This window comes from Pseudomonas sp. Q2-TVG4-2 (genome assembly GCF_013620795.1).
GTDB lineage: Bacteria > Pseudomonadota > Gammaproteobacteria > Pseudomonadales > Pseudomonadaceae > Stutzerimonas.
Window position 1 is genome coordinate 1 of the sequence record NZ_LGLW01000004.1, and the last position, 17,008, is coordinate 17,008.

15 protein-coding genes are annotated in these 17,008 nt (G+C 59.2%); 14 read left to right on the plus strand and 1 reads right to left on the minus strand.

All coding sequences use genetic code 11. The annotated features are described in order from the left end of the window. Positions 1–742 precede the first annotated feature (742 nt). The 12 genes from H3028_RS08185 (at position 743) to H3028_RS08240 (ending at position 15,250) form a co-directional block, all read left to right on the plus strand. Positions 743–1,516, plus strand: a complete 774-nt coding sequence (locus tag H3028_RS08185; protein ID WP_375154399.1) for a hypothetical protein — start codon at positions 743–745, stop codon at positions 1,514–1,516. Positions 1,517–1,581: 65 nt separating this feature from the next. After that, positions 1,582–2,763, plus strand: coding sequence for a DegT/DnrJ/EryC1/StrS aminotransferase family protein (locus tag H3028_RS08190; protein ID WP_181296548.1), 1,182 nt, complete (start codon positions 1,582–1,584; stop codon positions 2,761–2,763). Positions 2,764–2,808: 45 nt separating this feature from the next. Further along, complete coding sequence (locus tag H3028_RS08195) at positions 2,809–4,314, plus strand: lipopolysaccharide biosynthesis protein (protein ID WP_375154400.1); 1,506 nt, start codon at positions 2,809–2,811, stop codon at positions 4,312–4,314. A gap of 1 nt (position 4,315) precedes the next feature. Continuing rightward, positions 4,316–5,245 (plus strand): glycosyltransferase, encoded by a 930-nt coding sequence (locus tag H3028_RS08200; protein WP_181296550.1) that lies wholly within the window; start codon positions 4,316–4,318, stop codon positions 5,243–5,245. 58 nt (positions 5,246–5,303) lie between these two features. Next, positions 5,304–7,514, plus strand: coding sequence for a polysaccharide biosynthesis tyrosine autokinase (locus H3028_RS08205; protein ID WP_181296551.1), 2,211 nt, complete (start codon positions 5,304–5,306; stop codon positions 7,512–7,514). Between the two features lie 19 nt (positions 7,515–7,533). After that, positions 7,534–8,265 (plus strand): WbqC family protein, encoded by a 732-nt coding sequence (locus tag H3028_RS08210; protein WP_181296552.1) that lies wholly within the window; start codon positions 7,534–7,536, stop codon positions 8,263–8,265. A gap of 61 nt (positions 8,266–8,326) precedes the next feature. Continuing rightward, positions 8,327–8,869 (plus strand): transcription/translation regulatory transformer protein RfaH, encoded by a 543-nt coding sequence (gene rfaH / locus H3028_RS08215; RefSeq protein ID WP_181296553.1) that lies wholly within the window; start codon positions 8,327–8,329, stop codon positions 8,867–8,869. An 18-nt stretch (positions 8,870–8,887) separates the two neighbouring features. Next, positions 8,888–10,147, plus strand: a complete 1,260-nt coding sequence (locus H3028_RS08220) for a glycosyltransferase family 4 protein (RefSeq protein ID WP_181296554.1) — start codon at positions 8,888–8,890, stop codon at positions 10,145–10,147. After that, positions 10,092–11,426, plus strand: coding sequence for a hypothetical protein (locus H3028_RS08225; RefSeq protein ID WP_181296555.1), 1,335 nt, complete (start codon positions 10,092–10,094; stop codon positions 11,424–11,426). The genes H3028_RS08220 and H3028_RS08225 overlap by 56 nt, the downstream gene beginning before the upstream one ends. After that, entirely contained in the window at positions 11,423–12,736 is a 1,314-nt protein-coding gene (locus H3028_RS08230) for a hypothetical protein (protein WP_181296556.1), read from the plus strand. The genes H3028_RS08225 and H3028_RS08230 overlap by 4 nt, the downstream gene beginning before the upstream one ends. A 36-nt stretch (positions 12,737–12,772) precedes the next feature. Next, a complete protein-coding gene (locus tag H3028_RS08235) occupies positions 12,773–13,891 on the plus strand; it encodes a glycosyltransferase family 1 protein (RefSeq protein WP_181296557.1) in 1,119 nt (372 codons plus the stop codon). Between the two features lie 141 nt (positions 13,892–14,032). After that, the gene (locus tag H3028_RS08240) at positions 14,033–15,250 is read left to right on the plus strand and encodes a glycosyltransferase family 4 protein (RefSeq protein ID WP_181296558.1); all 1,218 of its coding nucleotides are present in this window, start codon (positions 14,033–14,035) and stop codon (positions 15,248–15,250) included. 229 nt (positions 15,251–15,479) lie between these two features. Here the strand turns inward: H3028_RS08240 and H3028_RS21225 are convergent, their stop codons facing one another. Next, entirely contained in the window at positions 15,480–15,608 is a 129-nt protein-coding gene (locus H3028_RS21225; protein ID WP_258237739.1) for a hypothetical protein, read from the minus strand. Positions 15,609–15,647: 39 nt separating this feature from the next. Between H3028_RS21225 and H3028_RS08245 the strand changes: the two genes are divergently transcribed. Together H3028_RS08245 and H3028_RS08250 are read left to right on the plus strand one after the other, a co-directional pair. Further along, positions 15,648–15,869, plus strand: coding sequence for a hypothetical protein (locus H3028_RS08245; protein ID WP_181296559.1), 222 nt, complete (start codon positions 15,648–15,650; stop codon positions 15,867–15,869). A 122-nt stretch (positions 15,870–15,991) separates the two neighbouring features. Next, positions 15,992–16,990, plus strand: coding sequence for a glycosyltransferase (locus H3028_RS08250; RefSeq protein ID WP_181296560.1), 999 nt, complete (start codon positions 15,992–15,994; stop codon positions 16,988–16,990). The last annotated feature ends 18 nt before the right edge of the window (positions 16,991–17,008 follow it).

Sequence of the window (17,008 nt, forward strand, 5' to 3'; positions counted from 1 at the left end):
GCCACTCTCAGGAGTGGCCTTTTTTCGTTTCCCTGATGGCACTTCTGAAAGCCCCCTGCACACTCCTTTCTCACTTCCCCACCACATCGCTGCCTAAGTAGTTTAGGGGTCTCGCTAGTTGCCAATATTCATTCTGTTTTATATATGCCTTTGCTAGATCGAACGGCTTAGTTCTTAAGATGGATAGAATCTGAAAGCATTATGAGCCCAGACAATCCGAACTAGTTTGTTATTCCGTTGACTATCAATAGATTACGAAGCACGAGCAAAAAACCCATACAAAAATGTCGCCTTCAGGCTTGACGGGCATCACGTTCTGAATGATAACTACGTCTCACAAAGTTGAGACAGGACGTTTCCTGAGCCGCAGCCAAAATAGACGCCAAGGTATTGCAGCCAAGCCGTGCGCAGGGATGGCATTCTCATTACAGCTCTGTCGCTGTTCAATGCTAGCCCTACTCTCTCTTATGCTTATCTCGTATTACCGCCGAGTGCGGTAGCTTTGTCTAAAAGAGGCGCGACAACTTCTTCACGAAAGCAGCCGAAATGGCACCGGGAGCGGCCAGTGGCGGTAGCATTGCCTAACGAAAGGTTTATTCACAGCGTCGTTCTGATTACGCTGCTAGTTGCGCACGAGTAATTAACAATAAAATTTAGTTAGTTGCGACGAGCACTTTTCGCCCCACTCTCCTCTCATGCAAGCCCTAACGATAGTTCCTGCAATACCCAACCGGGGTGTATCGTGAAAAATCTTTTCCGTAGCATTGATACCGAAGCGTACAAACTAATAGCTAGAGAAATGTGGACGAAGGGAAGTTCCTGCATTGCCAACTTTCTAACAGATGAGCAACTCTTATCGCTGCAGGAGAGCGTCAGGTTCGACGCAGAGAAACACCGCGGTCAATACTTTGCGCACCACGGTGGTGTTGAGATTGAAAGTTCCATTCTGGGCGCTCTAGGCGCTGCGCCAGAGTTTCGGGCGTTACTTGAGTTTATCTACCAGGCGGAGATCAGAAAAACCGCCTATAGCGACGAGATTCTCAAAGTCCTGCGCTGTGTGCAGGGAGACTCGGGTCGTCGTGAGTCCAACTGTTTTCATTACGACGCCAGCCTCGTAACCGTGCTGTTGCCCATCGAGATCCCCCAGAACGGAGTCGATAGCGGTGACCTGATCATGTTTCCGAACCTCCGCCGGGTGCGCTCGAACGTTCTGTTCAACGTGATTGAGAAGGCGCTGCTGCAGAACCCCGTTAGCCGGAAAATGATAAGCACAGCCATCCGCCACGGCTTGCTTCGGCCGGAGAAGCTGCAACTGATTCCGGGCAACCTGTATCTGTTCTGGGGCTACCGCACGCTGCATGCCAACGAGCCCTGCGATCCGGCCAGCCGCCGCGCAACCGCCATCTTTCATTACGGCGACCCACATGCAGGGAGTGTTGCGACCCGCCTGATTCTCAAGCTCAACCAGCGCCGTGCCCGGCGCGCAACTGCCCTGGGCACGCAACCGACCGCATGACCGAACCCGGCTGAGGTCATTAACTTCCGCTTTCCAATCTCGGTGGCACCGATAAGGACATCGCGATGATCAATGTCACCAAATCGTATCTGGGTAACAAGACCAAGTTTCTAGGCTACGTCGACAGCATCTATGCCTCCGGCTGGCTGACCAACCACGGGCCGCTGGTTACTGAACTGGAAGATCGTCTGCGCGATTATCTAGGCGTCCGTAACATCATCCTGACCAGCAACGGCACGCTGGCGTTGCAGATCGCCTATCGAGCTCTGGACTTGTCCGGCAGCGCCATTACCACGCCGTTCAGTTTCGTCGCTACAACCAGTTCACTGCAGTGGGAAGGCATTCGCCCGATATTCGCCGACATCGACAAGGCCAGTTGGAACCTAGACCCGCAAGCCATCGAAGCGCGGATCGACAGCGACACCTGCGCCATCGTAGCCACCCATGTGTTCGGCAACGCCTGCGATGTGGAAGGCATCGCACGCATCGCTGAGCGGCATCGCTTGAAAGTGATCTACGACGGCGCCCACGCATTCAGCGTGCGCTACAAAGACCGTTCGGTATTGAATTGGGGCGATGTCAGCACGCTTAGCTTTCACGCCACCAAGCTCTTCCACACCATAGAAGGGGGAGCCATCGTCACTAATGACGATGCATTAGCAGCCAGGATTCGCTTGCTATGCAACTTCGGCATTGTCGACACCGACATCATCGATGGCATTGGCATCAACGCCAAACTCAACGAATTCGCGGCCGCCATGGGTCTGTGCATCCTTGATGAGATGGCATTGATCCTGGAGCAGCGGGAAGAGATCGCCAGGCGCTACGAAGACCAGCTTAGGGATCACTTCGATCTGCAGCAGCAACAGCCAAACTCCCTACGCAACCATAGCTACTTCCCGATCGCCACGGCGAACGAAGACCAGCTGTTGCGCTGCCGCGCAACGCTGGCCGCCAAGGGCATAAATCCCAGGCGCTACTTCTACCCCTCGCTGGATACCCTCGGCTATCTGCAGCCGCAACCGCCGCAGATACAGTCACGTTCCCTGAGTCGCAGAGTGCTGTGCCTTCCGATCTATCCCGGTCTGCCGCGGCATATCCAGAACACTGTGATCCAGACGCTGCTGAGCGAAGCATCCCGGCGCAGCCAGACACAAACCGATCGGTTCTGGCCGCAGGCCAATGCCGTCGGCTTGATGGAGCACCGTTCCAGCTTGGCCGATCCCGGGTGCAAGCGCATTTACTGACCCATTCGCGGCGGCTTGATTTACATGTCTGAACGAAAGTTATCGATGATTCGCAACACCGGTCTGAGTTACGCAGGACAGGCGTACGCCTTGCTCATCGGCATCCTTGTTCTTCCTTTCTATCTAGGGCATCTGGGTGCGGAAGCCTACGGGCTGATCGGCTTCTTCGCGGTGTTGCAAGCCTGGCTCCAGCTGCTGGACGCCGGTCTGTCGCCGTCGCTGGTCCGCCAGATTGCACATTTTCGCGGCCGGTCGACGGCCTCGGTACAACACTACGAACCGGGACAGTTGCTGCGCTCATTCGAAATCATCTTCCTGCCTTTGGCATCGCTGACCATTCTGAGCGTCCACTTTTCCAGCGGCTGGATCGCGCACCAATGGCTGCAGGCACAAGACCTGAGCACCGCCACCATCGTCCATTGCATCAGTTTGATGGGGCTGATGGTTGGCTTGAAGCTGTACGCCACCCTATACAAGAGCGGCTTGCAGGGGCTCGAACTGCACGCATGGCTGAACGGCGCGAACATCCTGATCGCCACGCTACGCTACGTCGGAGGCCTGTTTCTGGTCGCCAAAATCAGTCAGGACCCGCTGGACTTCTTCGTCTTCCAGACGGCCATCGCGCTGATCGAGACGCTGGTGTTCGCCGCCAAGGCTTACACACTGATGCCCAACCCGAAGCTCCTGACCGGCTTCGACTGGACAGTGGTCAAGCCCGTACTGCCCTTCGCCGCGAGCATCTCGCTCACCTCGGTGCTGTGGATTGTTCTGACGCAGCTGGACAAGGTGCTGCTTTCCAACGTGCTGCTGCTTAAAGAATACGGTTACTTCTCATTGGTCGCGCTAATGTCGACCGGGATCATGACACTCACCAACCCGCTGGTGCAGACGTTGCTCCCGCGCATGACGATGCTCGTTGCCGAAGGCCGTATCGCTGACATGCAGGCGCTTTACCTGAACGCCACCCGGTTCGTCTGCAGCCTTTTGTTTCCGCTATCGGGGGTGATCGCCTTCCACTCCGCCGAGCTGGTGTTCGCCTGGACTGGCGATGCGGAAGCGGCCCGATGGAGCCGTCTGGTGCTGCCCTGGTATGTGCTCGGCAGCGCGATCATGGCCGTCACCGCTTTCCAGTTTTACCTGCAATACGCCTACGGGCAGCTGCGCCTCCACGTGTGGTTCAGCTTGATCAGTGCAGCACTGAGTATCCCGCTGGTGGTGTACGCGGCGCTTGGGCATGGCGTCTACGGCGCGGCGCTGGCCTGGTTCGGGTTGCGCATGCTGACCTTCCTGATCTGGCCACAGATGGTGCACAGGCGCTTTGCCGCCGGCCTACATCGGCAGTGGCTGCAGGACCTGCTGCGCATTACTGCGATGACCGGCCTGGGTCTGCTGATAGGCGAACCGGTGTTCGCCGCCATTGCCAGTGACAACCGCTTCGACATTCTTTTGGGACTGGCCGTCAGTGGGCTGATCTGCCTGGCGCTGGTTGCCTTCACTTCCAAGCCCCTCGTAATGAGGCTCTACCTACTGATGACTAAATCGAGCGTCTGAAATGGATCTTCAATCAATAAGCGAACAAGACCTGATGGCGACCTGGGGTGACAGCCGCGATCCGCTGCTGAGCATCGTCTGCCTGGCCTATAACCACGCGGGTTTCATAAGGGAAACGCTGGAGGGATTCGTCCTGCAGAAAACGGACTTCCCGTTCGAGGTGATCGTTCATGACGATGCTTCGACCGACGGTACCGCAGCGATCATTCGTGAATACGCCAAGCGATACCCGAGCGTAATCAAGCCCATCTATCAGCGCGAAAACCAGTACCGCCAGGGTATTCCGTTCAGCACCCGGCTGTTCGCACGGGCCCGCGGTAAGTACATCGCCTACTGCGAAGGGGACGACTATTGGACGGACCCGCGCAAGTTGCAGATTCAGGTGGACTTTCTCGAGCGGCACCACGACTACGTGATCACTTACCACGACGCCTTCATGTTCAACAGCCAGGGCGTGGTGCGCACCCCGCATCTGCAGGGCAAGCTCCGGCGGGACGCCAGCGCTCGCCAGCTAATGCAGGCGCGCCCCGTTTCTACCCTGACGGTGTGCTTTCGTAACCTGGTGCAGGAGCTGCCGCCTGAACTGCATGGCGTCGAGGTGCTGGATATCTGCTGGTGGTCGCTGCTCGGCGCCCATGGCAAGGGCAAGTTCATCGAGACGATCAAGCCAGCCGCTTACCGGGTGCATGAAGGCGGAATCTTCTCCATGCGCAGCAGCAAACAGCGCATCCAGATGAGCATGCACGCCTACTACAGCCTCGCCCGTTACTACCAGCGGATCGGCGATCAGCCACTCTACGAGTACTTCATGATTCAGGTGTTCGCTCAAGCGCTGGCATCGATCTCCCCGCTTAGCAAACTTCAGGCGCTGGGCCAGGTATTCCAGAACATCAGCATCAACCTGTTACGCCGGCTGAACCTCGGCGCCTGACAGGCGCATGGCTGACCTTTGCCGTACCGATGGCGCTACAAACAAGGAAGGATCCGCAATGACTGCCATGACCCGCTCCTCACTGGGATATGACGGGGACAACCGCATCGATCTGGCGCGTATTCTGCGCGTAGCGTTCGATCACAAGGCACTGATCTTCACCATCACCGCCTTCTTCGCGCTGCTCGGCGTTGCCTATGCGATCGTCGCCACCCCGATCTACCAAGCAAGCGCGATGATCCAGATCGAGCCGAAGAAGGCCGGAATAACCGGTGTTCCGGAAGCCATCGCCAGACCGAACTCGGTTTCCCAGGCGGTGACCGAAATCGAGCTGATCAAGTCGCGCTCGGTGCTGGGACGAACAGTCGATGCCCTGAAGCTCTACATCACCACGCGCCCCAAATACCTCCCTCTGCTCGGGGGCTACATGGCGCGACTGCACGACCCGGCGAAGGATGGCGAACTCGCTACACCTCTGCTGGGCATGGACAGCTACGCCTGGGGCGGCGAAAAACTGGCCGTGTTCCAACTGGACGTCCCCGAGGACTACCTGGGAGAGAAGCTGGTTCTGCGTGCCGGCAGCGCGGGCGAGTTCACCCTGTATGACGCGGACGAGCAATTGCTGCTCAGCGGTAAAACCAACGAAGCCGTGCAGCACGAAGGTTTTCGCGTGCAGATCGCCGAACTCAAAGCTCGCCCGGGGACGGAGTTCTCAATCGTGCGCAGCCGTCCGCAGACCACCGCGCTGGACTATCAGAAGCGCCTGAAGGTGGGCGAAGCCGGCAAGGACTCGGGAATCATCTACCTCTCGCTGGAGGATCCGGATTCGGACAAGGCCAACCGCGTGCTCGACCAGATCAGCCGCTTGTATGTGCGCCAGAACATCGAACGCAGCTCCGCCGAAGCCGCACAGCGCCTTGAGTTCTTGCGCTCGCAAGTGCCGCTGGTACGCAAGGAACTGGAAAAGGCCGAAGCCGCGCTCAATGATTATCAGACCAGTGCGCAATCGGTGGACATCAGTATCGAAACCAAGGGCGTACTGGACCAGATCGTCGCGCTGGAAACACAGATCTCCGAGCACAACCTCAAGCGCACCGAATACAACCAGCTCTACACACCCGAACATCCGACCTATCAGACCCTGATGACCAAGATTGGCCAGCTGCAAGCGCAGAAGAATGCGCTAATGGGCAAGATCGATACCTTGCCGATGACGCAGCAGGAATTGCTGCGCCTCAACCGTGACATGCAGGTCACCACCCGCACCTACACCCTGCTGCTGGACAAGGCCCAGGAACAGGACATCCTGCGCGCCGGGACCATTGGTAATGTACGAATAATCGACAGTGCTTATGCGGTGGTGGAAAAGCCGGCCAAGCCGATCAAGCCGCTGGTCGTATTGATCGCCATCTGTATTGGGTTACTGGTCTCAGCTGCAGTGATCCTGCTGCGGCAGGTGTTTTATCGCGGCATCGAGAGCCCAGAAACAATCGAGAACCTGGGTGTTCCCGTGTACGCCGCCCTCCCCTTTTCACCGAAACAGGAACACCTGTACCGACTGCGGAAAATTCGCGATGGTAGAAGCAAGCTGCTGGGCGGCACCGATCCGGCAGATTTAGCCATCGAGTCTCTGCGCAGCCTGCGCACCAGCCTCAAGTTCGCCATGCTCGAGGCGCGCAATCAGGTGTTGGTGATCACCAGCCCGACCCCTTCGGCGGGCAAATCGTTCGTTTCCAGCAATCTGGCGGCGGTCATTGCCCAGGCGGGCCAGCGAGTGCTGCTCATCGACGCCGACATGCGCCGCGGCTATCTCGCCGGCATGTTTGGCATGGAGCCACGCAACGGACTGTCCGATGCCCTGGCCAGCGGCCTGCGCCTCGCGGCGGTCGTCAACAAGACCGATCAGGCCAACCTGCATTTCGTTGCCAGCGGCTACTCCGCACCCAATCCGTCCGAGTTGCTGATGCACGATAACTTCGCCGAGTTGCTCAAAGAGGCGGAGCGCGAATACGACTTCATCATCATCGACACACCGCCGGTACTGGCGGTAACTGACGCCGTGCTGGTCGCACAACTGGCTGGCACCTGTCTGCTGGTGGCCCGGTATGGATTGAGCACCGCCAGCCAGATCGAGGCCGCTAAACGGCGCCTGGCGCAGAACGGCGTGATGCTCAAGGGCGCGATTCTCAACGGCATCAAGCGCAGGGCTTCGAGTACCGCCTACGAAACCGGGGCCTACGGTTATTACAGCTACTCTCAAAAAGCCTGACACATGCGAGGGAAACGCCGTGCTCAGAACCGTTTCGATGATGCAGCCCTACCTGTTCCCCTACCTTGGCTATTTTCAGCTGATCGCCCACAGCGACGTCTTCGTGCTGGGCGATGATCTCCAGTACATCAAGGCTTCGTGGATAAACCGCAACCGTGTATTGGTAAATGGGCAGCCGAAGCTGGTCACCTTGCCGTTGCGCAAGGGCGGTCAATTCGACCCGATCAATCAGCGCTGGCTGTGCGACGACTTTCCGCGCGAAGCCCAGAAGCTACTGCGGACGCTGGAGCTCGCCTATGCCCGCGCCCCGCACCAGAAAGAGGTGATCGCACTGATCCGCCAGATCCTGGGCCATCCCGAGCGCAATCTGGCGCGGTTCACCGAACACTCCATCCGCTGCATCTGTGCCTATCTTCAGATCACGACGCCCATCCGTATCGGGTCCGAGCTGGGCTTGCCGGCCCGCATGGACAAGCAGGAGCGGATCATCCGCATCGCAAAAAAGCTGAACGCAGAGCGTTATATCAACCCCATCGGCGGTATGCCCCTGTACTGCCCGGCGTTCTTCCGAGCTCACGGCCTATCGCTGCGTTTTCTGCGCATGGACGATCTGAATTATCCGCAACTCAACCAAGCTTTCGTGCCTTCGCTGTCGATCATCGACGTGCTGATGTTCAACAGCCAAAGCGATACACAGGCCCTGCTTGAGCGTTTCTCTCTACTCGAAGGAATCGAACAGCAGACCGCGTAGCGGGCATGAACGATCGACAAAACGGGCGTCAGCAACCTTTTTCTATGGACGGTAGGTTCACATGGCAATACTCGGCAGCAATCCACGCTGGTACCTGATTCAAACCAAACCTCGTCAGGAAGCCCGCGCTGAAGAGAACCTGCGGCGACAAAGTTTCGATTGCTACCGGCCGCAGAAGCAACGCGGCCCGTCGGATGGCAAAGCCGAGGAGCCGCTGTTCCCGGGGTACTTGTTCATCCGTCTCGATCGACAGCTGGATAATTGGTACCCCATCCGGTCGACCCGCGGCGTTGCGCGAGTTGTGTCCTTCGGCGGCGAGCCGACACCGGTCCGGGACGAGCTCATTGAGCAGTTGCGCCAGCGCCTGGCGGCCTCAGCCTCAGCCTCAGCTGCTAAGAAACCATCGTTCCAACCCGGCGAGCGCGTGCAACTGCATGGCGGAAGCTTCAATGAACTCGAAGCGATTTTCGTCAGCGCCGATGGTGATGAACGTTCGGTGATCCTGCTGAACCTGTTGCAGCGCGAGCAGAAAGTCCGTGTGCCAACACGCTACCTCAGCGGTTGCCTCGCACGGGAGCTCGCGGTTGGCTGCCGCGTCGATTGATCTCCAGGGATTACGATCATGAAGATCCTCTTCTTGCATAGTTTGTATGCCCCCCACATTGGCGGCGGCGCGGAAATTGTTGTGCGTCAGCTGGCCGAAGGACTTCTGGGCCGCGGTTGCGATGTGGCGGTGCTGGCCACCGGCCCCGAGCGCGGGCTGCACGAAGAAATTCTGGGTGGCGTGCGGATCTATCGCGCCGGTCTATACAACCTGTACTGGCATTACACCCAGACCCGGCTCAATCCGTTGCTGCGCCTCGGCTGGCATTACCGCGATCGCTATAACCGCAGCATGCGCCAGCATGTTCGCGAGGTGATCGAGCGCGAACAACCCGACGTGGTGATCTGCAACAACCTGACCGGCTGGTCGGTCTCGGCCTGGGACGAGATCAGCGCGGCGGGCGTACCGATCGTTCAGGTAGTGCATGACCTTTACCTGTTGTGCCCCAAGGACACCATGTTCAGCAAGGGCCGCAGCTGCAGCCGTCAGTGCCGCATATGTTCGGCCTTTCGCCAGCACCATGGGGCAGCATCGGCCCAGGTTGCTGCGGTGATCGGTGTCAGTCGCTTCATTCTCGATCGGGTATCTGAAGGCGGATATTTCAGCCGGGCCAGCCGCCATGTGGTGCACAACAGCACAACAGCTGGCGATAACCCATCGCCCGCGCCGCGCCAGAACCACAGCGGGCTGTTGCGTTTCGGCTACATCGGCACGCTGTCGGAAAACAAGGGCGTGGGTTGGCTGATTGCACAGTTTCAGGCGCTATCGATCAACGCCACGCTGGAAATCGCCGGTCGCGGCAAGCTCGATTACGAAGCGCAGCTCAAGGCCATGGCCGATCCAGCCAAGGTCCGTCTGGTCGGCTATAAGCATGCCGACAACTTCATGCGCAACATCGACGTGCTGGTGGTGCCTTCGATCTGGGCCGAGCCCTTCGGGCTGGTCGCCGTCGAAGCCTGCGCCCGGCACCTTCCAGTGATCGCGACGAACATGGGCGGTCTGCCAGAGATCATCCAGGACAACCTCAACGGGCTGCTCTGCTCGCCAGCCGACCCTGACTCGCTGGGCCGCGCGATGCTCAGGCTCTACCTGGACAGCGGCCTGCGCCAGCGCCTGTCGCAGCAAGCCCGCGACAGTGTTGCGCCTTTTCTCAACATGGACCGGATGCTCGATCAGTACCAGTCGATCCTGCATGCCACGCTGCACGGCCGGAGAGCCCACGATGATTTCGAGTTCGCTGACTTTCACGCGCCCCAGGCCGAGCCCGCTGGCGATTGATAAGCCAACCCTGCTGACCCTGATCGCAGCCTCGCTGCTGATCAGCGAAACCTTTGCAGGGGCGCTGCGCTATTACCTGGACATGGCGGGTATCTCCGCCCTGCTTTACTTGCCGAAGCTGGCCTGTGTCGCGGCGGTTGGACTGGAATTGCCACGCGCACGCAGCAATCCAGAGGTGTGGCTGGTGTTGTTTGCCGTGTTGGTTTCAGGCCTGTTGGCGCTGCTTCACGGGGCTTCGCTGGGGAATGTCGGCTTCAGCCTGTTCATCTACGTCCCGCTACTGTTCGGCGTGTTCTGCGGCAGCTACCTGGAGCGCCGTACCGGTTTACTGGGCTGGGTGATCGGGTTCTGTCTGGCCGCCTCGTTACTCGGCATCGCACTGGACATGTTCACCAGCGTGCCATGGAAGGGGTACAGCTACATGATGGGTGACGTCGAACTGACCGCAAACAAGTCCTGGGCCTTCGGCAGTACGGACCGCCTCGCCGGGTTTGCCCGGATGTCGACCAATCTGGCCGTGATGATCGCGCTGTACAGCCTGTTCCTGGCTGCGTTCCTGCGGTCACGGCTGTTGCGGATGATGCTCTACCCACTGGCCTTTGGCGCGATCTTTCTCACCACCAACAAATCCACTGCGGCGGCCTATCTGCTGACGCTGATGATGCTATTTCTCGCCGGCTATCGATTGCCCAGCGCCACGGCTTTTTTTATCGCGGTGATAACGGGAATGGCGCTGCCGGTTGCCAGCCTGCTGCTGAATATCCCGCAGAGCGAGGCCTATAGCGACAGCATGCTTGCGTCCTTCAACGATCGCCTGATTCATAGCTGGCCGAATTTCATTGATGCGATCATCAATGAAGGCTGGGGTTGGTGGGGCGCTGGTTTCGGGGCGGTCGGTGCCAGTGCCGCAGCGTTCCCCATGGCTTGGCTGGAATTGCTGAGAGTCGCCGACAACACCGCGCTGTATCTCTGGGGAATGCTAGGTGTGTTTGGGGTACTGCTCTATTTGCTGCTGTTCCCGCTGCTGCTGCGTTTGCATGATCGCGGGCCGCGCATTCGTGATGCCTTACTGGGCATTGTGTTCTGTACGTGTCTGATCGGCTGGGCCACCGACGTACTGGAGGTAACCACCGCCACGCTATTTCTAGGCATGGCGATCGCTCATGTCCTGACGCCCCGGACGGTTCCGTGTCGAGGCTCGCATCACCCAATCGCCACGGCACAACCGCTCGGTGGCCTAGAACCGCACACACCTAGACACAAGGATGAGTGGCCATGAGCACCCGCCTCCGTTATCGCCGGTTGGCGCTTGTCGCAGCCCTTTCAGGTCTTGCATTGCACGCGCCGGCAAAGCCAATGGAAGAACCTTTCATCATCGGGGTCGCATCGCACGATCTGCACCTGCGAGACAATCGAAACCAGGGGAACCTTCTGTCGCGAGAAGCCGGTATCGAGTCGGTGCGGACCGATGCGCATTGGGCGTTTCTGGAACGCAACCGCGATCGGCTCAAGGTGGAGCCGCACTGGCACCGCTATCTCGCCGGCACCGAAGCACAGGGGCTCGATAGCCTTTTTATCCTTGGCTACGGCAATAGCTTTCACGGCGATGGAGAAAAGCCACGTAGCGAACCGGTACGCGCCGCCTTCAATCGCTACGTCGCGTTCGTCGCACAGCAGTTTCGTGGCCGCATCAAACACTACGAAGTCTGGAACGAGTGGGACGTCGAAAACCCGACCGACCCGCAGTTCACGCAAGATTACGCCCGGCTTATCGTCGATGCGGCGGGCATCATCCGCCAGCACGATCCCAACGCGAAAGTGCTGGCCGGCGCGGTGACTACCCAGGGCATCGAGTCGGGTTTCGCGCTGCGCCTGATCGAGGCCGGCGTAATGCAATCGATCGATGGCCTCTCGCTGCACCCTTACGTGCATTGTCGCGGGCGCGGGAAGAACACCCCAGAAGCCTGGATCGAGTGGCTTGCAAAGGTTGATCTGGAGCTGTCCCGCGCCGCTGGCGAGCCGGTGCCGCTGTACCTGACAGAGATGAGCTGGCCGGCCTATCAAGGGTCTTGCGGCATCGATGAACGCCTGCAGGCGGCTTATCTGGCACGTAGCTTCTTTCTCGCCAGGACGCTACCCAACGTGCGGGGTTACTGGTGGTACGACTTGCGAAACGACGGCACGGACAAGCGTGAGCGTGAGCACAATTTCGGTTTGCTCCGTCAGGACTACTCGCTGAAGCCAGCGTATCCAGTGCTCAAGGCAGTTAGCCCGATCATCCAGAACTACCAGTTCCTTGGTCATGCTGGCGTGGCCGGGAAAGACACCGTCCTGCTGCACTTCGGTAACGCAGACGAACAACTTCTGGTCGGGTGGAGCACCGACCAGGCCCGCTCGGTCAGCATCGAATCCGCAGGCCGGGCAACCGGCAAGCTGGAGTGGATCGATACCGCCACTCCTGATAACGGCCGAACTCGAGGCGACACGGTATGGGAATGCCCAGCCACTGCGAGCAACTGCACCGCTAATGTCGAGCTCAATGGATTTCCGAAGATCTTCAGCCTCGGTAAATCCGCACCCAAGCCTTAGCGATTCGTGAACGGTTTTTGGAAAGAGGAGTTTCAGATGATTGTGATCAACGCTCGCTTTCTTACCCAGGAAATACGCGGCGTGCAGCGTTTCGCGGAGCAGATCAGCCTACAGCTCAGAAGCTTGCGCGACGATCTCGTCTTCGTCGCGCCACAGGATATACGCCTGCATGAAAGCGCTGAGCAGCTAGGCGTACACCGCATCGGCCGGCACCGAGGACACCTTTGGGAGCAGCTCGATCTGCCCTTGTGGCTGGCGAGCAATGGCAGCCCGCCGCTGGTCTCGCTGTGCAACACGGCACCCCTGGCATACAACAACCAGATCGCGACCCACCACGACATCACCTACGTCAGGCATCCGGAGAGCTACTCGCGAGCGTTCCGGGCGACCTACCGCAACCTGACGCCGCTGCTGCTCAAACGAATCAAGGCGCTGATTACCGTGAGCGAATTTTCGCGAAAAGAAATAGCCCGCTTCTATAACTATCCGGCACGCGATATTTGCGTGGTGCCCAACGCCGTGGATGAACGCTTTCAGCCTTTTTGTGCCGCCCAATGCCCCCGTGGCTCGGCGCCGTACCTGCTGGCAGTGTCATCACCCAGCGCGCACAAGAACTTTGCCAGGATGGTCGCCGCATTTCTGCGACTGGAAGGGCTCGACGAAGTGGAGCTGCGCATCATTGGCGACTCGAACCGGGTCTTCTCCGGCAGCCTGCACGACGCCGCCGGCAGCCGGCGCATCCGCATGCTTGGCAGGCTCACCGACGAAGAATTGGTGGAGGCCTATCAGGGTGCAACGGCCTTCGTGTTTCCGTCCATCTATGAAGGCTTCGGCATTCCCCCGCTCGAGGCGCAGGCCTGCGGCTGCCCGGTCATCGCTGCACGTGCCGCCTCCATTCCTGAAGTTCTCGGCGATAGCGCGCTGTACTTCGATCCGCTGAAGGTCCAGGACATCACCGATTGCATGCAGCGGGTCCTGCTGGACGAGTCTCTGCGCCAGGATCTGCGCCGCCGCGGCAAAGCGAACGTCACACGCTACTGCTGGAATGCGTCGGCCCGGCAGGTATCCCGGCTAATCGACCAGGCGTTCACTGGGGTGCGTGACCCCGGAAAAGTGAGCCTTCGGCGGCTCCCGCTCAGCCAGCCGAAGCAGTAACTAAGTCAAGCCACGCCTGACAAAAAAGCCGGCGCGTCACGTGCAACCACTCACCGCATCGCCGCAATAGGCCCAATCTCAGTCGCCGTCGTCTCGACGATTGATCCGCTGCCACTCCTCATACCCACGAAAGGCTATCGTATGAAAATCGCCATTGTTCATGACTGGCTAGTAACCTACGCCGGCGCCGAACGGGTGCTTGCCGGGATACTCGAGACCTGGCCAGAAGCAGACCTCTTTGCCGTGATTGACTTCCTTTCCGATGAAGACCGCGCCAACCTCGGCGGCAAACGCGCCACTACGACCTTCATCCAGCAGCTGCCCAAGGCGAAAACGCATTATCAGAAATACCTGCCCCTGATGCCCTTGGCCATCGAGCAGCTCGACATGTCAACCTACGACCTGGTGATATCCAGCAGCCACGCCGTGGCAAAGGGCGTACTCACCGGGCCGAACCAGCTTCACATCAGCTACGTGCATTCACCGATCCGCTACGCCTGGGACCTCCAGCATCAGTATCTGCACGAGGCCAGCCTGGACCACGGCTTCAAGGCAAAGCTGGCGCGCATGCTGCTGCATTACATGCGTATGTGGGATCAGCGTACCGCCAGCGGTGTGGACGAGTTCATCGCCAACTCGCACTTCATCGGACGGCGCATCAATAAGAGCTATCGACGTGAATCGACGGTGATCTACCCACCTGTCGATACCCGCCAGTTCACGCTATATGCCGAGAAAGAAGACTTTTACCTGACCGCATCGCGGATGGTGCCCTACAAGCGCATCCCCATGATCGTCGAAGCATTTTCGCGGATGCCCGACAAGAAGCTGATCGTGATCGGCACGGGTCCGGAAATGGAAAAAGCAAAGGAGCTCGCAACACCGAACGTGACGCTGATGGGCTATCAGAATTTTGCCGTGCTGTTGCATCACATGCAACGCGCCCGCGCGTTCGTGTTCGCTGCAGAAGAAGATTTCGGCATCGCACCCATCGAGGCTCAAGCGTGTGGCACACCGGTTATTGCCTATGGACGAGGCGGCGTTCTGGAAACGGTACGGGGAATCGATCACCCGGAGCCAACAGGCGTGTTCTACGCCGAGCAGACACCTGAGTCGCTCATCGCTGCGGTGAACGAATTCGAGTCGGAAGCGCATCACATCCTGCCGAACACCTGCCGGGTAAGCGCGGAGCGTTTTTCAACCGAACGATTCAGGCAGGAGATTAAGACTTTCGTCGATACTAGGGTTCGCGAGGTTTCTTTAAACCAAGGACAGGACGCGCTAGTGCACCGCCCAATCATAACGCCGGTAAGCGTCACACCGGTCTATCCCGCGGCGGTACCCATGAAGCACGCCTGAGCAGGCTCCCATCTCATTGCGAGGTTTCACGGATGAACACAGCAACCGCAACTCACCGAATTCAGACCAGCTGCGTATTAAGCCTTGCCTTGCTGATCAGCGGGACGACGGATGCCGCCCACGGACCTGAACATGCCGGCGGTGAGCTGTACCGGCAGGGGCACGAAAGCTTCGCCCCTGACAGGCCAAGCTGCGCAGGCCGTCAAGGCCCTCGCGTGATCATCTTCGATCACGAATTTCGCCAGACCGCACCGTCCTGCAACACCGCCACCCGTGGTTCCGTAACGATCACGCCCCCGCCCATACGGCTGGCGAGACCGCTCTCCGGTAACCAATACATCCCGTCTAGCGACAGCATCCGCTACTCGTTTTAACCCTGCGACCCTTTGGAGGGCCCATGAACAGTGCAGACCAAAACAGGCCATCGCTGGTTTACGCCGACGGTTACTCCTACACAGAGATCTTCCAGACCCCTGACAGACCAGGCATTTCCGGCGGAGATCGGTTGATCAGCGTCTTCCATGCATTCTTCACGGCCGACCGTGACAACGAGGCTTGCGACGTCGATTCACCAGGCGTGCGAGCCGATGCGATCAAGGTACCCAGCAAGGTCGTCTGATCGGCGTCTTCGCCGGACAAGGAGCCGCTGACCAGCCCATCGCAGCGCCGCAACCACCCCGCCAAATAATGGCCATGCCGCTGACGCTTCGGTGGCATTCACGCTTCACACAGAGACAACCCATGAGCCCGAAGACGACTGTGGTGACCGTGACCTACGGCAATCGGCTGGCTTACCTGCAGCAGCTAATCGAGCGTGCGCTGAGCTTCGCCGAGATCAGCGACGTGGTAGTGGTGAGCAATGCATCACTCGCACCCCTGGATCAGCTACCTGAACGTTGGCCGGGACAGGTCAAGCTGATCGAGCTGCAGCACAATACCGGCTCGGCGAACGGCTATGCCGTAGCGCTAGACGCAGCGCTGGCAGGCGGAGCTGACTACATCTGGATGATGGACGATGACAATGCTCCGACCGCAGCTGCTGTATCGATCCTGCATCGTGAACTTGCGCGGCTCACCGGTCTGCTCGGTCGGGATCGAGTAGCGGTGCTGGGCTATCGCGCGACGCAACAGGCCGACATCGCGCAGGGAGTCCCCCCCCGCTACATTCTCCAGCCACGCTCCAGCTACTTCGGCTTTCATATCGCCCAGCTACCCTACAAGCTCTGGCGCCGTGTGCCTTGGGCCAAGCGGCCAGGCAAACGGCCTGCGAGCATCAGTCTGCCATTTGCCCCCTATGGCGGCATGCTGGCACATCGCAGCCTGTACCAGCGCATTGGCGTGCCATTGAAGGATCTGGTGCTTTACGTCGACGACACCGAATACACCCGACGCATCACGGCCGGCGGTGGCCGATTGTTCCTCTTCACCGATGCGGTGATCGACGAGCTCGAGCAATCCTGGAACATCAAGGCGCGCACTCGCAATATTTACGAGAGCTTTCTACTCGGCGAATCGGACTTCCGCGCCTACTACGCCGCACGCAATCAGGCCTGGTTCGACAAGAACGTCTGGGCCGCCTCACCCCGGCTGCATCGTCTCAACCGCATGATCTTTCTCACGCTGCTGCGCCTGTTTGCCCGGCTCCGCAATACCCGCGAGCGCCTGGCGCTGATCGAGCAGGCGATCCATGACGGTGAAAGCGGCGTGCTGGGTATGAGCAAGACCTTCCCGTTGCGCTAACCCACCGTCAGCGCTCCA